We start from the raw sequence: 25,342 nt of genomic DNA on the forward strand, positions 1-25,342 counted from the left end.
ATGTTAAATCAATAGCTGGTGCTCTATATCGCTTGTGATATATCCGTATATTTCAGAATTAAACACTACCATAGCCTTTTGAAAAAAGAAAATCGGCTGCAGCGCCGATTTCCTCCGAATCTTCCATTTTAAGCTACATATTCCTTCTATACTGGCCCCCAACTTCATAAAGAGCCCTTGTGATTTGACCAAGACTTGCCACTTTGACTGTCTCCATCAGTTCTGCAAAAATATTTCCGCCGCTGACCGCTGTCTCCTTCAAGCGCTTTAAAGCAGCATCTGTTTTCTCTTTATTTCGCTCCTGGAAGCTGCGCAAATTCTTAATTTGTGTTTCCTTTTCTTCTTTCGTTGCCCTTGCCAGCTCCATATTGTTCATTTCTTCCTCTGAAGGCGGGTTTGGATTTAAATAAGTGTTTACTCCAATGATCGGAAGCTCACCGGTGTGTTTTTTCATTTCATAATACATCGACTCATCTTGAATTTTTCCGCGCTGGTATTGTGTTTCCATTGCACCGAGCACACCGCCGCGATCATTGATTCGTTCGAATTCCTGAAGCACCTGTTCCTCAACTAGATCTGTTAATTCATCAATAATAAATGCCCCTTGCAGCGGGTTTTCATTCTTTGTTAACCCGTGCTCTTTCGTAATAATCATTTGAATCGCCATTGCCCGGCGGACAGATTCCTCTGTTGGTGTGGTAATCGCCTCATCGTACGCATTCGTATGCAAGGAATTACAGTTATCGTGAAGTGCCATTAATGCCTGCAACGTTGTACGAATATCATTGAAATCAATTTCCTGCGCATGAAGCGAGCGGCCGGATGTTTGAATATGATACTTTAGCTTTTGGCTTCGTTCATTCGCTCCATACTTATCTCTCATTACCGTTGCCCAAATGCGGCGTGCCACACGGCCAAGCACCGTATATTCAGGATCGAGTCCGTTTGAGAAGAAGAATGATAAATTTGGTGCAAAATCATTAATATCCATGCCTCTGCTTAAATAATACTCCACATACGTAAAGCCGTTTGCCAGTGTGAAGGCTAGCTGTGAAATCGGATTGGCTCCTGCTTCTGCAATATGGTATCCCGAGATTGATACGGAATAATAATTGCGAACCTTTTGGTCAATGAAATATTGCTGAATATCCCCCATCATCCGGAGGGCAAACTCTGTCGAAAAAATACATGTATTCTGACCTTGGTCTTCTTTTAAAATATCTGCTTGAACCGTACCTCTTACCGTTTGTAATGTACGCGCCCGTACTTCTGTGAACTCTGCTTCCGTTAAAATCCGGCCAAGCTCTTGTTCCTTCGCCTCCACTTGCTGTTCAATGGCCGTATTCATGAACATAGCAAGAATAATTGGCGCTGGACCATTGATTGTCATCGAGACTGATGTTGACGGATGACAGAGATCAAAGCCTGCATAAAGCTTTTTCATATCATCTAACGTACAAATGCTGACTCCGCTTTCCCCTACTTTTCCATAAATATCTGGACGGTAGTCCGGATCTTCTCCATAAAGGGTAACCGAGTCGAAAGCCGTGCTTAAACGCTTAGCTGAATCGTCCTTTGATAAATAATGGAAGCGGCGATTCGTTCTTTCCGGTGTACCTTCGCCAGCAAATTGTCTTTTCGGGTCCTCTCCCTCGCGCTTAAATGGGAATACCCCAGCTGTATACGGGAATGATCCTGGTACATTTTCCCTGTACACCCAGCGGATAATTTCTCCATAATCCTTGTATTTCGGCAATGCGACCTTTGGGATCAATAGACCTGACAGGCTCTTTGTCTTTAAGATGGTTACGATTTCTTTATCACGTATCTTCGTAACAAATTGTTCACCCGTATACTTTTTCGTTAAGTCTTCCCAGCTATCAAGAATTTTTTTCGTTTCTGGTGTGAGTTTTTCTTCTGTGCTTGCTTTCACCTTTTCTAATGATGCAAGAACTTCCTCGTTTGCATCCTGTTCACGAACAGCAAGTATCGCACCTTCGAGCTGAAATAGCTTTCTTGCAAGCTCTGCCTGTTCATTTGCCTTCTTATGATAATTGCGAACAGTTTCAGAAACTTCTCTTAAATAGTAGCGCTGCTCATTCGGGATAATAACGTTTTGTTTTTCAACACGTGCTTTTTTGGAAAAAGAAGTTTTCCAATCTGTTCCTGATTTTTCGTTAATCTTTTCGATTAAAGCGGCGAAAACAGCATTTGTTCCCGGATCATTAAATTGACTGGCAATCGTTCCATATACCGGCATTTCATCCATATCTTTTTCAAACAGCATATGGCTTCTTTGGTATTGCTTCTGAACTTGGCGTCTCGCATCCTCTGAGCCTTTTCGTTCGAATTTGTTAATGACAATTAAATCGGCATAATCAATCATATCGATTTTTTCAAGCTGGGATGGAGCACCGAATTCGCTCGTCATCACATACATTGAAACGTCGCAAATTTCAGTTATTTCCGCATCCCCTTGCCCTATTCCGCTCGTTTCGACCACGATAAGATCAAAGCCCGCTGCTTTAACGACAGAAATAGCATCCTTAATGGCAAGTGAAAGCTCACTTTTGGATTGTCTTGTTGCTAAGCTTCGCATATATACACGCGGATTAAAAATGGCATTCATACGAATGCGGTCGCCAAGAAGGGCCCCGCCTGTTTTCTGTTTTGTCGGATCGACTGATAGGATTGCGACCTTCTTTTCTGGAATTTCATTAATAAAACGGCGAATTAATTCGTCAGTTAATGAGCTTTTTCCTGCTCCACCCGTTCCAGTAATCCCTAAAACCGGAACAGATTTCTCTAATGTTTTTACTTTTTCCATTACTGAATCGAGTGCAGCGGCTGCTTCTTTCTCCATGCTGACATGGTGCTCAGCAAGTGTGATAAGCTTGGCAATCGCATTCACCTGTCCATCTTGAAGTTTTTCAATTTGCTCCGTTGCTTCTGTGTTGAATGTCGGGAAGTCACATTCCTCAAGCATCATATTGATCATGCCTTGAAGCCCATTTTGGCGTCCATCTTCAGGAGAAAAGATTCTCGCGATTCCGTAGTCATGCAGCTCCTTCATTTCTTTCGGAATAATGACGCCGCCCCCACCGCCATAAATTCGGATGTGCGGCGCGCCTTTTTCCTTTAAAAGATCATACATATATTTAAAGTATTCAACATGTCCTCCTTGGTAGGAAGAAATCGCTATCCCCTGTACATCCTCCTGAATGGCTGCATTGACCACCTCTTCAACCGAACGGTTATGGCCAAGATGAATGACCTCTGCCCCGCTTGCCTGAATAATTCTTCTCATAATATTAATGGAGGCATCATGACCATCAAAAAGACTGGAAGCTGTCACAAAACGAATATGATTCTTTGGCTTATAAACTTCTGGATTACTCATTCTACTCCTCCTCTACTGGATTGGCCCTTTTGAGTCAATGTTTCTTGCAAATTTGTTGACTAATCTTGCAGCTTTACAGTTTATTTGCATTTCGTTTATTTATTTTGCAACTTTTCTGTTTTTCTAGCAATTCAGTTAATTGATTTTGCCATTTCGCAGTTTATCTTGCAACCCCCTATATTTGCTTCGTTTTTTCAGGAGTGATTCCTTGAAAAAGCAAATCGGTTTGCAGCTTAATATAATCATCGATTGTATAGATTTTTTTCAATGACCAGCGGCGGAAGGCCCACATTTGCCCTTGAACAAAGATATTATGGGCAATCATTTTGACTTGCTCCTCCGTTAAGTCTAATTCTCCATTCTCTACACAGCCCTTAATAACCTGCTCAAACATTTCAACCATTTCAAGTTCCTTCTTTAGAACATATGGCAAGGCATCCTTTGATAAGGATTTAACTTCCTGATACATGACGAGAACCTCATCCTGCATCTCATCAACCACCCGAAAATAACCGGCAATGCCAATTCTTAAGCTTTCAAGTGTGCCCCGGTTTGTATCAAGGTCCTCCTGCAGGCGTTCACTTACCTGATCATAAATACTGTCACATACAAGATATAAAACATCTTCCTTCGTCCGGATATACTCATATAAGGTGCCGATGCTAAATCCAGAAGCCTTGGCAATTTCCCTTGTTGTTGTACGGTGGAACCCTTTTTGAATAAAAAGGGTGACCGCACCTTTTATCATTTGATCCCGTCTCTTTTTAACAAGACGTTCATCCTTCACTGATGCTTGTACTTCACGTTTTTTCACTTTACCTACCGCCTTTATTTATCCCCAATTTCAAGTATGCCTTGAGGGCAAGTTTTCAGCAGGTTTAGCAGACTAAGACGATTTAACTCCTCGAGGAAACCCCGCTTTCAACTATATAAAGCTTTATTTCGTCAGCATGCGTGATATAACGAGACGCTGAATTTCTTGTGTTCCCTCATATATCTGTGTGATTTTTGCATCACGCATAAAGCGCTCAACCGGGTAATCCTTTGTATAGCCATAACCGCCAAAAATTTGTACAGCATCTGTCGTTACCTTCATTGCCGTATCCCCTGCAAGCAATTTAGACATTGCTGACTCTTTCCCATATGGCAAGCCTTCTGATTCAAGCCATGCCGCTTGATAGGTTAATAGCCTAGCAGCTTCCACACTTGTAGCCATATCTGCCAGCTTAAAACCAATGCCTTGCTGTGCGGCAATTGGCTTGCCAAATTGAACGCGCTCTTTTGCATATTCAATCGAGGCATCTAATGCGCCTTGGGCAATTCCGACTGCCTGTGCGGCAATCCCATTGCGGCCGCCATCAAGTGTCATCATCGCGATTTTGAAGCCTTCCCCAATTTCACCCAGCACATTTTCAACAGGTACTTTGCAGTTGTCAAAGATGATTTCTGTTGTAGGCGAAGAACGAATGCCTAGCTTTTTCTCTTTCTTGCCCACTGAGAAGCCTTCGAAGCCGGCTTCAACAATGAATGCCGTTGTTCCTTTATGCTTTGAGGACGGATCTGTGAGCGCAAATACAACGTAAATATCAGCTATTCCGCCATTTGTAATAAAAATTTTCGAACCGTTTAAAATATAGTGGTCCCCTTCAAGACGAGCGGTCGTTTTCATTCCCCCTGCATCTGATCCGCTGCCTGGCTCAGTCAAGCCGTAACCGCCAATTTTCTCTCCTTGTGCCATCGGTCTTAAGTATTTTTGCTTCTGCTCTTCACTGCCGAACTTATAAATGGGCCAGCCTGCAAGAGAAGTATGTGCGGACAATGTCACACCTGTTGAAGCACATACTCGTGAAAGCTCTTCAACAGCAATACAATACGCTAAATAATCGCTGCCAATGCCGCCATACTCTTCAGGCCACGGAATTCCGGTTAAACCAAGCTCTGCCATTTTATCGAATATCTCGCGGTCAAACCGTTCTTCTTCATCACGCTCAGCTGCTGTCGGAGCGACTTCATTTTTTGCAAAATCACGTACCATTTTTCGGATCATTTCATGTTCTTCAGTTAATTGAAAGTTCATCTCATTTATCCTCCATTCATGATGGTATTTGTTTTACAGCTGTTTGCTAATAACCATTCGTTGAATTTCGCTTGTTCCTTCGTAGATTTCAGTAATTTTTGCATCACGGAAATAACGTTCAACCGGGTAGTCCTCTGTATAGCCGTAGCCGCCAAATACCTGAATGGCATCTGTCGTTACTTCCACTGCTGTTCTTGAGGCATAAAGCTTGGCCATCGATGCTTCCTTCCCGCATTTGACCCCTCTTTGGCGGAGGTCGGCTGCACGATAGATTAATAGCTTCGCAGCTTCCACACTAGTTGCCATATCTGCAAGCTTAAACCCAATACCTTGCTGAGCTGCAATTGGCTTGCCAAATTGAACACGTTCCTTCGCATACCCTGTTGCAGCCTCGAGTGCTGCCTCTGCTATTCCAAGCGCCTGTGCAGCGATTCCGATGCGGCCGACGTCAAGGTTAGCCATAGCAATTTTAAACCCTTGCCCTTCTTCACCAAGCAGATTCTCTGTCGGAACACGCATGTCCTCAAAGCTGAGCTGCAGTGTTCTTGATCCATGCAGTCCCATTTTATGTTCATCCTTCCCGATCACAAGACCAGGCGTATCTTTTTCAACAATGAAGGCTGATATCCCTTTGCTGCCTAGCTCAGGATTAGTTGAAGCGAAAACGATATAAACATCTGCTTCCCCTCCGTTTGTAATAAACACTTTAGAACCATTGATAATATAATGGTCGCCATCTTTTCTTGCTTTTGATTTTAGACTCCCTGCATCCGATCCTGCGCTTGGTTCTGTTAAACAAAAGGCGCCTAGATATTCACCTGATGCCAGCTTCGGCACGTATTTTTGCTTTTGTGCATCAGTTCCGAAGTATACGATTGGATTCGTCCCGACAGATGTATGAACAGATAAAATCACGCCTACCGTCGCACTTACTTTTGAGAGCTCATTAATAGCGATAATGTACGAGGTGAAGTCCATTTCAGACCCGCCGTATTGCTCAGGGATGGGAATCCCCATCAATCCTAGCTCCCCCATTTTGCGCAAGATTTCACGCGGGAACTCCCCCTGCTCCATTTTTTCAACAAAAGGCGCAATTTCTGCTTGCGCGAAGTCACGCACCATTTTCTTCATCATTTCTTGTTCTTCAGTAAATCTTAAGTTCATTTAAATCCCCTCCGGACCTCATTCTTCGGTGTTATATCCAGGCTTTTTCTGATCGCAGCATTTATCTGCGAAATTTGGGAAATCTACAAAAATCGTTCACTTATCTACGAAATAACCTATATATCAATTATCCGACAAAAACCAACCATTCTTATGCGTATTCGTAAAAGCCTCTGCCTGTTTTCTTGCCTAACCAGCCTGCTTTCACATACTTTCTTAATAGCGGGCATGGGCGATATTTATCATCGCCGAAGCCTTCATGAAGCGTTTCCATAATGTATAGGCAAGTATCAAGTCCGATGAAATCCGCCAAGGTTAACGGTCCCATTGGATGATTCATGCCAAGCTTCATCACCTCATCAATTGCTTCCTTCGTAGCAACTCCTTCGTATAAGGTAAAAATAGCTTCATTGATCATTGGCATTAATACTCTATTCGAGACAAAACCAGGGAAGTCATTTACTTCAACGGGAACCTTTTTTAACGTTTTTGTGATATCTTCGATTGTTTGATAGACTTCATCAGCGGTTGCCAAACCACGGATGATTTCAACAAGCTTCATAACCGGAACCGGGTTCATAAAATGCATGCCGATCACTTTTTCAGGGCGCTTTGTCGCTGCGGCAATTTCCGTAATTGGCAAGGAAGAAGTATTGCTTGCTAATATCGCATGTACAGGTGCAATTTCATCCAGCTGGCTGAAAATCTTCGTTTTGATTTCCATATTTTCAACTGCAGCCTCAATGATTAGATCAACATTCTTCGCATCTGTTAATTCAGTTGAAGGCGTAAGATTGTTCAAAACCTCTTCCATTTGCTGCGCTGATATCCGTTCTTTTTCTACTTGGCGATTGAGATTCTTTTTAATAACACCAAGTCCGCGGTCTACAAACTCCTGTTTCAAATCATTTAATAAAACATTGTATCCTGCTTGGGCACATACTTGTGCAATTCCTGATCCCATTTGTCCAGCACCGATTACCATAATTTTTTGTACGTTCATCTTTCTGCTCCTCCAACAAATAATCTATTTGAAATTTAGACCATATACATAGATTTCAGGTCATACAGCCTATTGTTTTGGCACTTCAATCATAATCGCATCGCCTTGGCCGCCGCCGCTGCAGATAGCTGCAATGCCGACCCCGCCGCCGCGCCTTTTTAATTCATGCATTAATGTGAGAATGATTCGCGCCCCACTCGCTCCAATCGGATGGCCAAGGGCAACTGCACCGCCGTTGACATTCACCTTGCTTTCATCTAGGTTTGCAATTTTTCCGCTCGTTAATGCCACTGCTGCAAATGCCTCATTGATTTCGAATAAATCGATCTCTTCAACAGATTTCCCTGTTTTCCGAAGAAGTTCATTAATCACTAGCCCTGGTGTTTTCGGAAAATCCTTTGCTTCCACTGCAATGGCCGCATGCCCTAGAATAACCGCTTCTGGCTTTCTTCCTTCACGCTCTGCACGTTCCTCGCTCATCAATACGAGTGCCGCTGCTCCATCATTCACTCCTGGTGCATTCCCGGCTGTGATCGTTCCGTCTTTGCCAAAAGCTGAACGAAGCTTCGCCAATTTTTCAAGGGAAGTATCCTTTCGTGGCGATTCATCCTCCGCTACTATAATTGGCTCGCCCTTTCGCTGCGGAACTTCAACAGGAACAATCTCCTCTGCCAATTTCCCAGACTCCATCGCCGCAATTGTCCGCTCATGGCTCCTTAATGCCCAGCGATCTTGCTCTTCTCTGCTAATTTCAAGCTCTTCAGCTACCTCATTTCCGTACGTCCCCATATGGACACCAGTAAAGCTGCAGCTCAGGCCATCATGTGTCATTAGGTCCTTCACTTGTGCATCGCCCATACGCAATCCCCAGCGGGCATTCGGCAAGAAATACGGTGCATTGCTCATCGATTCCATTCCTCCTGCGACAATGACCTCCTCATCCCCTAAGCGAATAATTTGGTCACCGAGTGTCACACTGCGCATACCTGAGGCACATACCTTGTTTACGGTTTCTGTCTTTACTTCCCATGGCAAGCCAGCCTTTCTTGCTGCCTGCCGCGAAGGAATTTGACCTTGTCCCCCCTGCAGAACAGTACCCAGAATGACTTCGCCCACTTCTTCAGGCTTTACACCCGCACGATGCAGGGCCTCTTTTACGGCAATTCCGCCAAGATCAGATGCTGAAAAGCTGCTTAATGCGCCTGCAAATTTTCCGAAGGGCGTTCTTGCTCCTCCTACTATTACGGTCTTCCCCATTCGAATCGCTCCTTTAATTTATTAAATTTTACTATTGAAGATCTGCTCATAAATAAGTGTGTAAATGTCGGCAGCTTCTCTGATTCTGGAGTTTCTGCCTGTCTAATACACGTTCCATTCGTTGACCGACGATTTACTTTTTGCATAGAAAAATGGAAATGAAAAAATATCTAAGTAGTTGTTCGTAGCTGAAGTTTCAATTAGTGGACTAGTTAAATGACTGAACGCTCGCTCGAAACATATATAAAAAAAAATGAACGATTTGTTTCAATAATTGTAAGCGCTTTATCCTTTAATTCTATTTTACTTTAAAAATAGCAGAAATTGAAACACTTTACCCAAAATTCATAAAATTTAATTATGAATGATGATGTGCTTCAATTTCTACTCATTACTAACTTTACTTCTTATGATACGAGTGACTGCTGTTCACCAATAACGGATTTCTCTAGAATTTCAGCTACGTCGTACGTACCAATTTTTTCTTCCACTTCCTTCGCCTTTGTCCCATCGGAAAGCATTGTTAAGCAATATGGGCAGCCAGAGCTAATGATACCGGGGTTAACTGCCAATGCTTGCTCTGTCCGTGAGACGTTAATGCGGTGCCCTGTTTCTTCCTCCATCCACATTAAACCGCCACCTGCTCCACAGCACATTGCTGTTTCACGGGTTCTTTCCATTTCTACAAGCTTCACACCTGGAATCGCTTTTAAGATCTCACGAGGGGGATCATATACTTCGTTATAGCGTCCTAAGTAGCAAGAGTCATGGAAGGTGATCGTTTCATTTACAGCATGCTGAGGCATCAGTCTGCCAGCTTTAACTAGTTCGTAAAGAATTTCTGTATGATGGTACACTTCGGCTTCTAATCCGAAATCAGGATATTCATTTTTGAAAATATTATATGCATGCGGATCGATTGTAACGATCTTCTTCACTTCATTTTTTTCAAACTCTTCGATGTTTTTCGTTGCTAGCTCTTGGAATAAAAATTCATTTCCAAGACGTCTTGGCGTATCGCCAGAGTTTTTCTCTTTATTTCCTAAAATCGCAAACTTAACGCCTGCTTCATTCATTAATTTTGCAAAGGAAAGAGCAATTTTTTGACTGCGGTTATCAAATGATCCCATCGCACCAACCCAGAAGAGGTACTCGAATTCTTCTCCGGATTTTTTCAATTCCTTCACAGTTGGAACATATACATCCTCGCGTGCTTCTCTCCAGTTTTCTTTTTCCTTGCGGTTAAGTCCCCATGGATTTCCCTGGCGTTCAATATTTGTCATCGCACGCTGTGCATCTGCATCCATTTTTCCTTCTGTTAAAACAAGATAACGGCGAAGGTCAATTATTTTATCAACATGTTCATTCATAACCGGACATTGGTCTTCACAGTTTCGGCATGTTGTACATGCCCAGATTTCCTCTTCTGTAATTACATCGCCAATTAAGCTTGGGCTGTAGGCAAGTCCTGCGGCAGCCTCTTGCGCCCCTTTACCAGATGCTGCTAAAGCAAGCTGGTTGCCTGTTGTATTTGAAAATGCAAATGTCGGTACCCACGGCTGTTTAGATGTAACGGCTGCTCCATGGTTTGTTAAATGATCGCGAAGCTTTAAGATCAAATCCATCGGTGAGAGCATCTTGCCTGTACCAGTTGCTGGACACATATTTGTACAGCGTCCGCATTCCACACATGCATAGAAGTCAATCATTTGCAGCTGGTTGAAATCTTCAATTTTCCCAACGCCGAAAGATTCCTGTGATTCATCTTCGAAGTCGATCTTCGTTAATTTCCCAGGATTCTCCAAACGATTAAAATACACATTTGCTGGTCCAGCTATTAGGTGGGCATGCTTCCCCTGTGGAACGTATACTAGGAAAGCAAGCAGGAATAGCAAATGAATCCACCAAGCAATGTAGAAAACAACGATAGAAGCTGTTTCTCCCATCCAGGAGAATGCGCCAGCGATTAAAGATGCCACCGGCTCTGTCCAAACACCTTCATGTCCGTGCCAGATCATACTCATTCCGTTTCCAAGTAACACGGATAGCATTAACCCGCCGATAAATATAAGAACAAGACCGGACTTAAAGCCTCTTTTTAATCGGACAAGCTTTTCAATGTATCGGCGATAAAATGCCCATACAACGGCTACTAAAATCGTTAACGTGACAATTTCCTGAAAAAAAGTAAACCCTGGATATAGTGGCCCAAGCGGTAAATGAGCTCCTGGCTTGATTCCTTTAATAATAAAATCAATCGCGCCAAATTGAACAAGAATAAAGCCATAAAAGAACATCACATGGATCGCTCCGCTTTTCTTGTCCTTCATGAGCTTTTTCTGGCCAAAGACATTCACCCAGATTTTTCCGAGCCGCTCTTTCACATTATTATCGAATTCAACCTTTTTGCCGAGCTTAATATACGCCAATCTTGTCTTAATTACATAGACGAATAAGCTAATCGCGTAAGCGGTTACAAGGAGAAATGCGATTAAGTTAATCCATAATAACCCATTCATTATAAAAAGCGCTCCTTTCTTGGATTCCTAATATACATATTAGTCTAAAATTTTTAATACAATTTAATTTTCAGATATTATTACTTGTATCTATTATATAATGAATGAGCATTCAGTCAACCGGTTTTTTCTTTTTATACAAAAATAATTATAGAATGCCTCTGTATGGAGATAATAATTGGAAACTAATTTCTGGGGAGCATATAGCTATGAAGATCTTACTGACAATAGCAGTTATTTTACTAATTATTGCTCTTTGGCTTTCTCTTGATTTCACTCTCGGGAGAAAAAAACAATTGAAAGGTTTAAAACGTGTAAACTCCCCTTTTCGAGCTAGCACTATTGATATTTTCACTCAGGGTCCGGAGCTATTTGCTGATTTTTTTTCCGAGCTGAAAAAGGCAACACACCATATTCACATTCTTTTTTATATTGTAAAGGACGATCCAATTAGTAAAGAGTTTCTAAGCATATTAAAGGAGAAAGCAGATGAAGGCATAGAAGTTCGTTTGCTTCTTGATCGAATGGGGAGCTTCCCCATTAAGAGAAAGACCATTGAATCGCTTAAAAGGCATGGGATTCATTTTTCCTTTGCCCATGCACCTAAGCTCCCGTTTCTTTTTTATACGCTTCAAGCTAGAAATCACCGAAAAATCACGGTTATTGATGGGAAAATTGGATATATTGGAGGATTCAATATTGGCAAGGAGTATATTAATTTAGATCCAAAATTAAGCCCTTGGCGCGACTATCATTTAAAAATGGCCGGTGAAGGTGTTGCTGATCTGCAAAAGGAATTTTTAATCGACTGGTATAAAGAAACGAACACTAATTTATTAGGAATGAACGCTTATTTTCCTGCATTGCATACTGGGAACATTCAACATCAGATTATTCCGTCCAAAGGTGCCTTTTTGGAAGACACCTTTTCCTCTTTAATTAACAGAGCCAAAACAAACATATTTATTGGGACACCCTATTTTATCCCTAGTGAAAAATTACTTAATGATCTACTTGCAGCACAGGAAAGGGGAATTGCACTAACCATCCTTGTTCCCAAAATTTCAGATCATATTCTTGTAAAAGAAGCTTCCTATCCAGCCTTAAGGAAACTGTTAGAATATGGCGCTACCGTTTATGAATTTCAAACTGGCTTTTATCATGCTAAAACAATGATTATCGATAATAAGGTTTGTGATATTGGCACAGCAAACTTTGATAGGCGCAGCCTTTTTATTAACTATGAAGTGAATTGTTATATTTATGATCAGCCCTTCATAAAAAAAGTACAGGCTGTCATTAAAAAGGATCTTCAGGATTCCAGACAAATATCTTTATCGGAATTAAAGCGTAGACGGAACTTTAAAGAGTACGCCGCCAGACTCGCTGCACCGCTTTTGTAAGTCAGACTCGCTCATTTTCAAAAAAGCATGCTCATAACACCAAAACATAAAAAAAGCTGACTCTATCGCGAGTCAGCTTTTTCTCATTACATTTTTTCCGGAGCAGAAACACCGATTAACGCAAGAGCATTTTTCAAAGATGTTTGAACTGCTTTGATTAGCCCCAGACGCGCTTTCGTCCGTTCAGGATGATCGGCATCTAATACTTTTTCAGCGTTGTAGAAGCTGTGGAAGGTTGATGCTAATTCAAATATATAGTTTGTAATTCTGTGCGGCAACCGCTTTACAGCAGCTTCTCCGACTGCTTGAGGGAATTCGCCTAATTTTTTCAGGACATCCATTTCCTTTTCTGAATATACAAGAGAAAAATCAGCCTTGCTATCAACAGTCATTCCTAGCTCTTCCCCTTGACGTAAAATGCTTGAAATACGTGCATGCGCATATTGCGCATAATATACAGGGTTTTCATTGGATTGAGAAACGGCTAAGTCTAAATCAAAATCCAAATGTGTATCCGCACTTCTCATGGCAAAGAAATAGCGTGTTGCATCAAGCCCCACCTCTTCGACAAGGTCGCGCATTGTAACAGCTTTCCCTGTCCGTTTGCTCATCTTCATTTTTTCGCCGTTTTTATATAAATGCACAAGCTGGATGATTTCTACCTCTAACGCGTCACGATTATAGCCAAGTGCCTCAATTGCTGCTTTCATACGCGGGATGTAGCCGTGATGGTCTGCCCCCCAAATATTGATTAGCTGTTCGAACCCGCGCTCAAGCTTGTCCTTGTGGTAAGCAATATCTGGTGTTAAATAAGTGTATGAGCCGTCATTTTTAATAAGGACACGGTCTTTATCATCGCCAAATGTTGTTGAACGGAACCAAGTAGCCCCATCTTCTTCATAAATATGGCCATTGTCTTTTAATGCTGATAACGCCTTGTCAATTTTTCCGTTTTCATAAAGAGACGTTTCAGAATACCATACATCAAATGGAACACGGAATTCTTCTAGATCCGTCTTCAGCTTTGCCATTTCAACTTTTAATCCGTATGCACGGAAAAAGTCAAAGCGTTCCTTCTCATCAACATGTACATACTTGTCGCCGAATTCCTCTGCAAGCTTCTTGCCGATGCCAATAATGTCTTCGCCATGGTAGCCATCTGCCGGCATTTCTTTTTCTATACCGAGGGCTTGGAAATAACGAGCCTCAACAGACCATGCTAGATTATTAATCTGGTTGCCGGCGTCATTAATATAATATTCACGAGAAACGTCATATCCTGCCTTTGCTAAGATGTTGCATAAAGAGTCACCAACTGCCGCTCCGCGAGCATGTCCAAGATGAAGGTCACCGGTAGGGTTCGCGGACACAAACTCCACTTGAACCTTTTGCTTGCCGCCAATATCTGTTTCTCCATAGCGATCCCCTGCTTCAAGAATCGTTGGAATTAAATTCGTTAAATAGCTGTTATCCATGTGAAAATTAATGAATCCAGGTCCAGCAATTTCAATTTTTTTAATAGACGCTTTGGAAGAATCAAAATGCTCGATTAATGCTTCAGCAATTTGTCTAGGTGCCTTTTTAGCAACTCGTGCCAACTGCATCGCCATATTTGTCGAATAATCCCCATGTGATTTATCTTTTGGGATTTCTAGGATTACATCTGGAATTTGTTCTTCAGCTGCTAAGTTCGCTTTTAGAACAGCATCTTTTATTTCTTGTTTTAATTTACTTTGCATTTGCTCAACGCTATTCATTTTTCTTCCTCCTTTTGAAATGTGATGACTAGATGATAGGTACCTGAATGTGCACCTTGTATGCTCATTTCATATAAAAGTTCAATCGACCCAATATCTGTTTTTTCATCAAAATGATAGTCAAACCTTTTGGTTAAAGTCGCTGTTTCAAATACACCATATGGCGTATCATAGCGGCCCCTAAGCTTTTTATTTATTTGAAAAGGAAGCCTCATTTTTACCGCGCCGCTGCGTAAAATGACACCATCCTGATCAGAAATTTTAATAATGGTCTTTACGGTGCCTTCTTCCATGACTTCATTATATTGAAGAAAACGGGCATTTTCCTTTTTGTAGTATTGTCCAAAAGCTGTAAGTTCAAAAGTGTCCTTACTGCTCCCATCACGTATATCCGTCTTCACCTTAATTTTTACAGGTACTTGCTCCACTTGTTGGCCACACATCCTTTTCATTACATTATAGTAGAAAACGATAGCAGGTGCTAGTTGAATTAGAAATGCGCAAGCGCCTCGATCATCGCCGTACAAACTGGAAGGACCGCGACTGAGATACAGGAAACACGGGGAGCGAGAGCGAACCGATGTTGACTCAATCGTTGCGGAGGGTGCCTGAAGTTTATAGGCGATAGGCGCTGGAGCTAGACAATTCTCTAACTCCAAAGCTACATTTCCTTATTTCACGAAAAAAAAACGGAGACAGCGGGTCTCCGTTTTTTGTTTTAACATGGTTGCAAAATAACACATAGGTCGGCAAAAGTTGATTTCCGCTTCAGGATGCTCGTACCTTACGCTCCAATCAACCACCTTTTTTACAACAATCTTTCAGATGCGCTATATTATTTTATCCAGCCAAGGATCATTTCGCGAATGAGCTTGCTTGCTGTATTGGCCGTTTGTTCTGACGGGTCATAAATTGGCGCGACTTCGACAAGGTCAGCCCCAACTACATTAATTTCTGACCGGGCAATTTCATGGATGGAAGCTAGCAGTTCTTTAGAGGTAATGCCTCCTGCATCAACTGTTCCCGTACCTGGTGCATGCGCAGGATCGAGTACATCAATGTCGATCGTGACATAAACAGGACGTCCGGCTAATTTTGGCAGCACTTCTTTTAGCGGCTCAAGCACTTCAAACTTTGAGATATGCATGCCCACTTCCTTTGCCCACTGGAACTCTTCCTTCATGCCAGAGCGGATGCCGAATGAATACACATTCTGAGGTCCAATTAATTCAGCTACTTTGCGAATAGGTGTTGAGTGGGATAACGGCTCCCCTTCATAATTCTCACGCAGGTCTGTGTGAGCATCCATATGGATAATTGCAAGATCTGGATATTTTTTATACATCGCTTTCATAACAGGCCAAGAAACTAAATGTTCTCCGCCCATTCCTAATGGAAATTTATTTTCTGCTAAAAGCTTATCAACAAATTCCTCAATTAAGTCCAGACTTCTTTGCGGATTTCCGAACGGAAGCGGAATATCGCCTGCATCAAAATATTTAACTTCTTCTAATTCACGATCTAAATAAGCACTGTACTCTTCAAGCCCAATGGACACTTCACGGATACGTGCAGGGCCAAAACGGGATCCCGGACGATAGCTTACCGTCCAGTCCATTGGCATTCCATATAAAACGGCTTCACTTTCTTCGTAATTCGGATGGCTTTTTATAAAAACATTGCCTGAGTATGCTTCATCAAAACGCATGCGTGTCATCCCTCGTTCATCTATATTTGGAGCATGAAGCTCCTTTCAGTTTTTTTGCAGAAAAATGAATTATTTTTGCAAATCTTCTTTACTTCACTAAATCTTGCACAAATTTTGGCAAGACGAACGCTGCTTTATGAAGTTCCTTCGTGTAATACTTTGTTTCAATCTCATGGAAGCGTTCTTCACTAACTGCTAACGGATCATATTTCTTGGAACCGATTGTAAATGCCCACATGCCGCTTGGGTAAGTTGGAATGTTTGCTACATATAGATTGGTAATTGGGAAAATTTCCTTCACATCTTTTTGAACATTGCGGATTAAGTCTGCCTTAAACCAAGGGTTGTCCGATTGAGCGACGAAGATCCCGTCTTCCTTTAACGCTTTAGAAATCCCTGCGTAAAATCCTTTTGTAAACAGGTTCACTGCAGGACCTACAGGCTCAGTAGAATCAACCATAATGACATCGTATTCATTTTCACTTTCAGCAATGTGCATGAAGCCGTCTCCGACTTGAACATCTACACGCGGATCATCCAGCATGCCAGCAATTTCCGGCAAAAACTTCTTGGAATACTCAATTACTTTTCCATCGATATCAACGAGTGTTGCCTTTTTTACGCTAGGGTGCTTAAGCACCTCACGAATCACACCGCCGTCTCCTCCACCAACTACGAGGACATTCTCAGGATTAGGGTGCGTGAATAATGGCACATGCGCCACCATTTCGTGGTAGACGAATTCATCTTTCACAGAAGTCATAACCATGCCATCAAGCAAAAGCATATTTCCCCATTCTTCTGTTTCAACCATTTCAAGCATTTGAAAATCTGTTTGCTCTGTATGTAAAGTCTGCTTAACTTTCATTGTAATTCCGAAATTTTCTGTCTGTTTCTCAGTAAACCATAGGCCCATTTTAAAATCATCCCTTCTATTAAAAAATGACATGTATTTAATAAGAATTTCTAGCGCAAGCGGACTATCACCTATCAAAACTTAAGTCTCCTCCAGTTTGTACGGCAATAATCAAGGTACTTCCGCTTTTCTTATAATTCCCTAACGCCATAATTACAAACATGAGAAAAAGTATAGATGAATCTAGCGAAAATGCAAGAAAAAGTTACATGTATTTGATAAAAATGTTTAAAATCCCGCTATTTTTTCAATACTAGATAAATAGATGTGATTTTCCGGAAATCTTGCCAAAATTTCTTTTGCCTAGAAAGGGGGAAGCACCGAAATGGAGATTATAACAAATCAGCGATTCAGGAAAGCAGGAAAGTATTTTCGCGCCTTCTTTATTATTAGCATAATTGGACTCGCATTAGCCGTGCTTATTGGTGCAGGCATTTTGCTTTATGCAAAAATACTTGGTCCCCCACCGCTTGCTGTTCCACAATCAACACTATTTTATTCCGATGATGGGACAGTAATTGGAGAAAGCCATAATGGGCAAAAGCGGTATTGGGTGGAGCTTGATCAAATCAGCCCCCATTTAATCGATGCCACCATCTCGATAGAGGATCGCAAATTTTATTCCCACCATGGGTTTGATTATAAACGAATAGTTGGTGCCTTGCTTGCAGATATCAAAGCAATGGCAAAGGTTCAAGGCGCTAGCACCATTAGTCAGCAATACGCCAGAAATTTATTCCTGGCACACGAAAAAACATGGAAGCGAAAAATGCTGGAGGCCTTTTATACGATTCGACTTGAAATGAACTATACAAAGAAAGAAATTTTAGAAGGCTATTTAAATACAATTTATTATGGACATGGTGCTTATGGAGCGGAAGCCGCCAGCCAATTCTATTTTGGAAAAAACGCTTCCGATTTAACTCTAGGCGAGGCCGCCATGCTTGCTGGTATTCCAAAGGGGGCTGGGGTTTACTCTCCTTTCAACTCAATGGATAATGCCAAGGGCCGCCAAAAGCTTATTTTACAAACAATGGTTGAAAACAAACTCATTCACAAAAATGTAGTGGATGATGCTTTTAATGAACAGCTCACATTTGTCGGAAAGCACCTTCACACAAAAACAAAAATTGCTCCCTATTTTCAGGATACTGTTCGGCATCTATTAAAAACAGAGCTGAATTTAGATGATCGAGTGATTGAGCTTGGCGGTTTAAAGGTATATACAACTATCGATTTAAAACAGCAGGAAATTGCTGAGCAAACAGTGGAAAGATTGATCTCTAAAGAATCAGACATTCAAGCAGGACTGGTCGCGATGGATCCAAAAAACGGTGATGTCAAAGCAATGGTTGGCGGAAGAAGTTACGAGGAAAGCCCCTTTAATCGGGCTGTCCAAGCGGTTCGCCAGCCTGGTTCCACCTTAAAGCCACTTTTATATTACGCGGCTCTTGAGAAGGGGTTTACTCCTTCCACGGTTATGCGCAGTGAGCAGACAACCTTTCGTTTTGATGATGGAAAGTCTGACTACTCACCGAAAAACTTTAATAGTCAGTATGCGAATGATGATATTACAATGGCTCAAGCACTTGCTTTATCCGATAATATCTTTGCTGTGAAAACACATTTATTTTTAGGCGAAAATACGCTCGTCGATACAGCAAAAAAGTTCGGTCTCACGACAAAAATGGCTGACGTCCCATCATTAGCGTTAGGAACGTCTGGTGTAAGAGTGATTGAGATGGCGAGTGCCTATAGCATCCTAGCAAACGGCGGGAAAAAGGTTTCACCTGTTATGATCACAAGAGTGGAGGATCATCGAGGAAAAGTGATTTATGAGCATGACCATCCGTCCATTCCGATTTTAAAACCTCAATTAGCCTATGTAATGACGCAAATGATGACAGGTATTTTTGACCCGAAACTAAATGGCTATACGAGTGTTACAGGAAGTACAATCATTAATGATATTACACGTACGTATGCAGGGAAATCAGGAACGACAGACACGGATAGCTGGATGATTGGCTTTTCTCCTCAGCTCGTCTCTGCTGTTTGGACAGGATATGATAAAGGAAAGCCTATTACACTTTCAGCAGACAAATCATACGCAAAGAATATTTGGGCGCGCTTCATGGAGGATGTTCATAAAGGAAAGCCATCCAAGGGCTTTAAGCAGCCGAAAGGAACTGTTGGAGTTTATGTGAATCCTGCGAATGGCAAGCTCGCAACAGACAATTGTCCAATCAAACGATTTACGTACTTTGTGAGCGGCACAGAACCGACGGAATATTGTACAGACCATCTGCAATACACAGAGGAAAAACCAAGCAAAAAAGCAAAACAGCCAAAAAAACCATGGTACAAAAAACTATTTGACTGGTAACGGTGCCTGGCACCGTTCGTGGACAAATCGGTGATATTTGTCTTTCTGGAATGGACATCCACTTCCCAAATGACTATACAGATATAGTATCCCTACCCCTATATATGAAAAAAACTCGGAGGAATTCCCCCGAGTTTTTTCGTGTCCTAGTTTTTATAAAGTGTCTGCACACTGTTTATAAGTTTACTGATTTTATTGGAATTGGGCAAGTAGTTAAAAATTTAAGTCAGTAAACTGTCACAATTTCGTCAAAATTCATTCGCCTTTTAGATTAATTTGCTTGCAAATCGTCTTTGAGCTGTTGTATAGAACGTTCCCACATTCCAAGATTATGATTTTGCAGAAACTCAGCAAGTACTGCTTTTGACTTCGCATCCATATGATCAACAATAATATGTCTTTTAATAGACTTATCCATCCGGTTTACATGCTCTGGCAAGGATTTATATCCTCTGCGAATTTCCCTGTCTACAGTCATCTCACAAGCTGTCACACCTGCATAGTATGGGCCCTCTTCCTTACGATCAATCGTCACCCAAACAAGCCAATAAGGTTTACCATTCGGAACCTCTTCCTTGCTTTTTAAAAATTTTATCCCCTTTTCTACAGGGCTGCGCGCATGCATTGCCCCAACTTCAATTGACGCCACCCCAGCATCCACATCAATTATGACAGGAGAAACATTGTCTAGGCTTAATGAGCCTGAACCAAATCCTCCATGTCCCTCAGTTGGATCATTCTTTATAATATTAAACCCAATGTCTTTCTTTTTTTTCTCTTCCACAGGTATTCCTCCCTTACATAAAGTGAAACGCCATCAAGCATTTACAGGCTGTTCGTTCCCCTGCTGAGAATTTTCCATCTCCTTCTTAAGGCAAGGGACTTACAGACCGTTAATCTGCGATAAATATTTGATAAAAGAAATTGCCTATTCCATCAGATAAAATTGGCAAAACGGTCCTAAAAATTGGCTGTATCGTGTATTGGTCAAGCGGTGTAATCACAAGGATAAGAAAAATGACAGAGCCGTATGCTTCAAATTGGGTAAGTTTTGGACGTATGTGCGCCGGTGCCAAGTCCTCGACTATTCGATATCCGTCCAATGGCGGGAACGGCAGCAAATTAAAAACAAATAAAACTAAGTTAAGAGAGATGAATATTTCCAAAAATTCTGGTACAGACGTCGGCAGATTAGCGGCAGCACCCATTCCAAGCAGCGCAAACAATACTAGGTAGCCTAAAATGGCCATTAGCAAATTACTTATCGGTCCTGCGATCGAAACGAGGATTCCGGCTAATCTTGGATTCTTAAAGAAAAAGCGATTAACTGGGACTGGCCTTGCCCACCCGAAGCCCGCTATAAAGATTAGTATTGTCCCGATTGGGTCCAGATGCTGTATTGGATTTAACGTCAATCGCCCCTGCTTTTGTGCAGTTGAATCGCCAAATTTATAAGCTACAAACGCATGGGCAAACTCATGAACCGTGAAAGCGATCATTAACGTAATCGCAACATATGGAATTTCTCTAAGTGAAAAGGCTAGAAATTGTTCCAAACACACCAAACCCCTCTTTCAAACTGGAGATCCTATCTAGAGAATAAAATTCCCCTTATGTATTAGTTAAAAGTATACACGACTTTGCTCTGAAAGTGAAAGATGGACAACCTCGCCACTACTTGCGCATTTTTCCGAAATATGAAAAACTACAGATGACATTACAGCAAGGCTAGTTTTAAAACATCATGGCTGAGGTTAACTTCCGCTTCAGGTTGCTCGCTTTCCGCTCCAGTTAACCAAACTTTTGAAAATAGCCTTAGCAAAGAAAAGTTCCTATTTTAAAGAAAATGAAAAAGGAGATGTTGTTCATGCCATATGTAACAGTAAAAATGCTAGAAGGACGTACGGAAGAACAAAAAAAAGCGCTTGTTGAAAAGGTAACAGCAGCAGTGAATGAGACAACTGGTGCACCAAAGGAAAATATCGTTGTCTTTATTGAGGAAATGACAAAGAACCATTACGCTGTAGGCGGAGAACGTTTGAGTGATAAATAAAGCCGAGCATTAATGCCCGGCTTTTTCTCTTAAATTGGCAATATATTGATAAGCAGCTTCTACTTCTTCATCAGTATAGCGCTGCTTGCTTTTTAACGTAAATATCTTTTCTTTCACTTCTTCTTTCGGAAGGGTATCAAAATATAACACTGTTGAAACGAGCTCAAGAAATCTGGCATTTTGGCTGTTCATATCTGTTAAACACTCTTTAAGATTTGGCATAGACACTTCATTCAAGCTTAAAAACTCTTTGCCATTTTCCGTTAGTGTATATCGGTATTGGTAATATCCGCCTTTTTTTTCTTTCAATTCATCTAAAAAACCCATATTACAAAGCTCTTCCACTCTTAATGTTAATTCCTCTGAATAAGGGCCGTAAAAATGAAATTGAAATCGCTCCTGAAAAGGGAAAGCCAGTTTTTTTGCGATATAGACCATCTTCTGCAGCTTTTTTCGTCCGATAATTTCCTCCGAAGCGGCAATTGCATGAATGATTTTGGCATGATCTTTTAACAAGCTCTTCATCTCCTACTCCGTTTAATCCCATTACTTAACTTTAATAATCTCTATTCCATATCCAATAGCTTTCGAATTTGCTTTTTAATTACCGGCTCGGAAGAATCATCTTGCAGAAAATCCGCTGGATAATACAATTTATGATCGGTTCTTCTTTTTCCAGAGATGGCATCTACAATCTCTGATTCTCTGGAAAGCTCTCGGATTTCCTTGTTTTTCATTAATAATTGAATCGGCAGCCTTTCTTCCTCTTCACCTGGCCGGTAAAAATCATATGGCAAGTCTGATGACGAATCAACAACAAGATAATAGTCAGGATCAATCCCAGCTTGCTCAAATAAGGCAGAAAGCTCTGCAAGCTTCTTATACTCTTTTGCAGGCTCAAATTCCGCGTACTTATATAAATTACGGTTCATAAAGCGGCAGCACAGGTCCCGAAGAATAGAATCCTCTTCCTCCTGCCACATTTGAAAGTAATAAAGAATAATGGCTTCATCAAGCTTAATATAATCCTCTAATGTTAGTTCCCCATTAAACATAGAATAAAAATGAATCGGCTGTGATTTAAAGGAATATCCAAATCCATGCAGGTATTTGGCCCGATGCAAAATTTTCGTCAAAATAACTTCTGCACTTCGTGTAACTGGATGAAAATAAACTTGCCAATACATTTGATATCGGCTCATTATGTAGTCCTCAACGGCATGCATGCCGCTTTGTTTAATGACCACTTGGTCCTCTTTCGGCCGCATGACGCGCAGAATTCGCTCCATGTCAAAGTGGCCGTAGCTAACCCCTGTAAAATAGGCATCTCTTTGCAGATAATCCATCCGGTCCGCATCAATCTGACTGGATATGAGACTGACGACAAGTTTATTTTTTGAAGTTTTCGCGATAACCTCAGCTACTTTAATAGGAAAATCCTTTCCTACCCTTGATAATACTTGGTTAACTTCCGTTTCACCAAGGATGATCGCTCTTGTAAAATATTCATGATCCAAATCGAAGACTTTCTCAAAGGAATGAGAAAATGGTCCATGTCCTAAATCATGAAGGAGGGCAGCACACAAAGAGAGGAGGCGGTCGTCTTCATTCCATTCCGGTCTTCCATTAAAGACATCATCAGCAATCCGCCGGACAATCTCGTATACACCGAGCGAATGATTAAAACGGCTATGTTCGGCGCCATGAAAGGTTAAATAGGTTGTTCCAAGCTGCTTAATTCTTCTTAGCCGCTGAAATTCCTTCGTGCCAATTAAATCCCAGATTACCCGATCCCTCACATGAATATATCGATGAACAGGATCTTTAAATACCTTTTCTTCACGCAGCTTCTCCATCGAATAGGCCATCTTTTACCTCCGATTTTCCAACTTCTCTCTATTATATCTCGATTTAAAACGCAAATCACTACACATTTTCTGATATTTCAGCTAGATTCGACAAAAATGAAAAGCGCAAACGCCTTGATCATCGCCGCCCCTAATTTTCGGCATAGGCAAGCCATAAAAATTTCCTAAAAACAAAAAATCACCTAAGGACACTCTTCAAAGGTGATTTTTACTTTTTCAGCTTTTTATTAATTTTTTCCTTTAATTCATCTTCCGTTAAACCGGCTAGCGGACGATTATTTACAAATGCGAATGTTTTCTTTCTGCCTGGCCCACAATAGGATTGACAACCTATTTCAATCTTCGCCTCTGGATCTATTTCTTTCAAAAGAGGAATTAACGTTTTTAAGTTCACGCCTAGACAATCATCGCAAACACGAAATTCGTTTGCCATCTATAATACAACCCTTTCTCCGGTCTAGCATATTTATATCCAAGTTTTGCCGATGCTAGTTATTCTTATTCACTTGACTCATGCTGTATTTTACAGCTAATGCTTTTTCTTTGCAAGCCGTTTAACCCCACTAGCAATATGGAAATTTATCTATTTTCTAACGCATTTCACAGCACGCAACCCGTTCTATTTTATCATACTTATCTATTGTTTTTATAAAAATCTACTATCCTTTTAAACCAATTTGTATAAATTCACCCAAAGTTGTCCATCCTTTAACTAAGGTTTTAAAAAATTGCAAAATTAATTTAGGAGTTGAGGAAATGAAAGTTCGTCAAGATGCATGGACAGATGAAAATGATTTATTACTAGCCGAAACGGTGTTGAGGCATGTAAGAGAGGGCAGTACGCAGCTAAATGCCTTTGAGGAGGTTGGCGACAAGCTTGATCGCACTTCTGCAGCCTGCGGATTCCGCTGGAACGCAGTCGTTAGGCATCAATACGAGAAAGCTCTCCAGCTTGCTAAGAAGCAGCGAAAGCAAAGACAGCGAATTCTTGGAAAAGATCAGGGCGGAAAGAAAAAGCTTCTATATTCACCGCCAATACCAGAATTAAACGAAATTGAAACTACTACTATTCCATTGCCAGAGCCAATTTTAGCAAGTGAGGACTTTAAGGAAGAGAATGCTGAAGAAATAATTGAATCAATGCCGACTCCAGTCTATAAGGAAGTCCAAAGTTATCCTGTCAGTTCAGAGATCAATCTCGATCGAGTTATTTCATACTTACAATCTTTAAAACATTCGAGTATTCAATTGGATATTTTAAGAAATGAGAATGAAAGATTAAAGCGTGAAAATGCTCAGATTAAAAGCCGCAACGAAGAGCTGGAGGGAAAAATTGGCCAGTTAGAACAAAATACCGTAACCATTCAAGAAGATTACGAGACGTTAATGAAAATCATGAACCGCGCTCGCAAACTTGTACTCTTTGATGAAGAAGAAAGACCCGCCACTAAATTCAAAATGGATCGAAACGGAAATTTAGAAAAGGTTGCTGAGTAATGCGATAGAGAGGTCATCCACTTATTACGTGGCCGACTTAGACAAGAATAGGAGAAAGAAGGCAGCATGCCCTCGATTAAGAAAAGCCGTAACCCATTTGAGGTACGGCTTTTCGTTAGCAACTGTCACCGAGCATTTTTTCATTCCGCTGGAAGACACGCTCGTAATAAGCTTCATATAAGTTGCGTTCTTCTTCTGTTAGGCTGCCAGTGAATAAATGATTGCACCTATTTTTCAAACTAGTTAATAACCGGAACATCACATCCTGCACAGTAAGATTTATATTCAATAGTTCCGACAACGAAGCCATCACTGATGGTTTAATCGTCGGATA

Annotated in this window: 20 protein-coding genes and 1 pseudogene; 4 read left to right on the forward strand and 17 right to left on the reverse strand. The window is 41.2% G+C overall.

Going from position 1 to position 25,342, the window contains the following annotated elements; genetic code table 11:
• Positions 1 to 133: 133 nt before the first annotated feature.
• From icmF to RUH74_RS19480, 7 genes are all read right to left on the reverse strand, one after another.
• Positions 134 to 3,400, reverse strand: coding sequence for a fused isobutyryl-CoA mutase/GTPase IcmF (icmF, locus tag RUH74_RS19450; protein ID WP_313803043.1), 3,267 nt, complete (start codon positions 3,398 to 3,400; stop codon positions 134 to 136).
• 175 nt (positions 3,401 to 3,575) lie between these two features.
• Positions 3,576 to 4,214 (reverse strand): TetR/AcrR family transcriptional regulator, encoded by a 639-nt coding sequence (locus RUH74_RS19455; RefSeq protein WP_313803045.1) that lies wholly within the window; start codon positions 4,212 to 4,214, stop codon positions 3,576 to 3,578.
• Between the two features lie 123 nt (positions 4,215 to 4,337).
• On the reverse strand, positions 4,338 to 5,477 hold the full coding sequence (locus tag RUH74_RS19460; protein WP_313803047.1) for an acyl-CoA dehydrogenase: 1,140 nt from the start codon (positions 5,475 to 5,477) through the stop codon (positions 4,338 to 4,340).
• Positions 5,478 to 5,510: 33 nt separating this feature from the next.
• Positions 5,511 to 6,641: an acyl-CoA dehydrogenase gene (locus tag RUH74_RS19465; protein ID WP_313803049.1), complete on the reverse strand. Its 1,131-nt coding sequence runs from the start codon at positions 6,639 to 6,641 to the stop codon at positions 5,511 to 5,513.
• A 151-nt stretch (positions 6,642 to 6,792) separates the two neighbouring features.
• Complete coding sequence (locus RUH74_RS19470) at positions 6,793 to 7,644, reverse strand: 3-hydroxybutyryl-CoA dehydrogenase (protein ID WP_313803051.1); 852 nt, start codon at positions 7,642 to 7,644, stop codon at positions 6,793 to 6,795.
• Between the two features lie 69 nt (positions 7,645 to 7,713).
• Complete coding sequence (locus tag RUH74_RS19475; RefSeq protein WP_313803053.1) at positions 7,714 to 8,901, reverse strand: acetyl-CoA C-acetyltransferase; 1,188 nt, start codon at positions 8,899 to 8,901, stop codon at positions 7,714 to 7,716.
• Positions 8,902 to 9,308: 407 nt separating this feature from the next.
• Positions 9,309 to 11,420 carry a (Fe-S)-binding protein gene (locus RUH74_RS19480; RefSeq protein ID WP_313803055.1) on the reverse strand — a complete coding sequence of 704 codons (2,112 nt, stop codon included), beginning with the start codon at positions 11,418 to 11,420 and terminating at the stop codon, positions 9,309 to 9,311.
• Between the two features lie 209 nt (positions 11,421 to 11,629).
• Here RUH74_RS19480 and cls point away from each other — a divergent pair, with 209 nt between their 5' ends.
• Complete coding sequence (gene cls, locus RUH74_RS19485; protein ID WP_313803056.1) at positions 11,630 to 12,823, forward strand: cardiolipin synthase; 1,194 nt, start codon at positions 11,630 to 11,632, stop codon at positions 12,821 to 12,823.
• Positions 12,824 to 12,909: 86 nt separating this feature from the next.
• Here cls and argS read toward each other — a convergent pair whose 3' ends face one another.
• The 4 genes from argS to speE form a co-directional block, all read right to left on the reverse strand.
• Positions 12,910 to 14,580, reverse strand: a complete 1,671-nt coding sequence (gene argS, locus RUH74_RS19490; protein WP_313803057.1) for an arginine--tRNA ligase — start codon at positions 14,578 to 14,580, stop codon at positions 12,910 to 12,912.
• Positions 14,577 to 15,239 (reverse strand): YwiB family protein, encoded by a 663-nt coding sequence (locus tag RUH74_RS19495; RefSeq protein ID WP_313803058.1) that lies wholly within the window; start codon positions 15,237 to 15,239, stop codon positions 14,577 to 14,579. Before RUH74_RS19495 ends, argS begins: the two co-directional genes overlap by 4 nt.
• Before the next feature lie 176 nt (positions 15,240 to 15,415).
• Positions 15,416 to 16,288, reverse strand: a complete 873-nt coding sequence (gene speB / locus RUH74_RS19500; RefSeq protein WP_313803059.1) for an agmatinase — start codon at positions 16,286 to 16,288, stop codon at positions 15,416 to 15,418.
• A gap of 88 nt (positions 16,289 to 16,376) precedes the next feature.
• The gene (gene speE, locus RUH74_RS19505) at positions 16,377 to 17,204 is read right to left on the reverse strand and encodes a spermidine synthase (protein WP_313803077.1); all 828 of its coding nucleotides are present in this window, start codon (positions 17,202 to 17,204) and stop codon (positions 16,377 to 16,379) included.
• Between the two features lie 325 nt (positions 17,205 to 17,529).
• Between speE and RUH74_RS19510 the strand changes: the two genes are divergently transcribed.
• A complete protein-coding gene (locus tag RUH74_RS19510) occupies positions 17,530 to 19,590 on the forward strand; it encodes a transglycosylase domain-containing protein (RefSeq protein WP_313803061.1) in 2,061 nt (686 codons plus the stop codon).
• 271 nt (positions 19,591 to 19,861) lie between these two features.
• Here the strand turns inward: RUH74_RS19510 and RUH74_RS19515 are convergent, their stop codons facing one another.
• On the reverse strand, positions 19,862 to 20,374 hold the full coding sequence (locus RUH74_RS19515; protein ID WP_313803063.1) for a YwhD family protein: 513 nt from the start codon (positions 20,372 to 20,374) through the stop codon (positions 19,862 to 19,864).
• Between the two features lie 109 nt (positions 20,375 to 20,483).
• The gene (locus RUH74_RS19520; protein WP_313803065.1) at positions 20,484 to 21,146 is read right to left on the reverse strand and encodes a site-2 protease family protein; all 663 of its coding nucleotides are present in this window, start codon (positions 21,144 to 21,146) and stop codon (positions 20,484 to 20,486) included.
• Between the two features lie 311 nt (positions 21,147 to 21,457).
• On the opposite strand from RUH74_RS19520, the gene RUH74_RS19525 reads away from it, so the two are divergent.
• Entirely contained in the window at positions 21,458 to 21,643 is a 186-nt protein-coding gene (locus RUH74_RS19525; protein WP_053478503.1) for a 2-hydroxymuconate tautomerase, read from the forward strand.
• A gap of 9 nt (positions 21,644 to 21,652) precedes the next feature.
• Here RUH74_RS19525 and RUH74_RS19530 read toward each other — a convergent pair whose 3' ends face one another.
• The 3 genes from RUH74_RS19530 to RUH74_RS19540 form a co-directional block, all read right to left on the reverse strand.
• Positions 21,653 to 22,159 carry a YwgA family protein gene (locus RUH74_RS19530; RefSeq protein WP_313803069.1) on the reverse strand — a complete coding sequence of 169 codons (507 nt, stop codon included), beginning with the start codon at positions 22,157 to 22,159 and terminating at the stop codon, positions 21,653 to 21,655.
• Between the two features lie 50 nt (positions 22,160 to 22,209).
• Entirely contained in the window at positions 22,210 to 23,511 is a 1,302-nt protein-coding gene (locus RUH74_RS19535; RefSeq protein ID WP_313803071.1) for an HD domain-containing protein, read from the reverse strand.
• 208 nt (positions 23,512 to 23,719) lie between these two features.
• The gene (locus RUH74_RS19540) at positions 23,720 to 23,944 is read right to left on the reverse strand and encodes a YuzB family protein (RefSeq protein WP_313803073.1); all 225 of its coding nucleotides are present in this window, start codon (positions 23,942 to 23,944) and stop codon (positions 23,720 to 23,722) included.
• Between the two features lie 323 nt (positions 23,945 to 24,267).
• Here RUH74_RS19540 and RUH74_RS19545 point away from each other — a divergent pair, with 323 nt between their 5' ends.
• Entirely contained in the window at positions 24,268 to 25,008 is a 741-nt protein-coding gene (locus RUH74_RS19545; protein WP_313803075.1) for an RsfA family transcriptional regulator, read from the forward strand.
• 115 nt (positions 25,009 to 25,123) lie between these two features.
• Here RUH74_RS19545 and RUH74_RS19550 read toward each other — a convergent pair.
• A pseudogene (locus RUH74_RS19550) lies at positions 25,124 to 25,342 on the reverse strand (octanoyltransferase); the annotation flags it as partial.

Origin of the sequence: Cytobacillus sp., assembly GCF_032154635.1 — a bacterium.
GTDB lineage: Bacteria > Bacillota > Bacilli > Bacillales > Cytobacillaceae > Cytobacillus.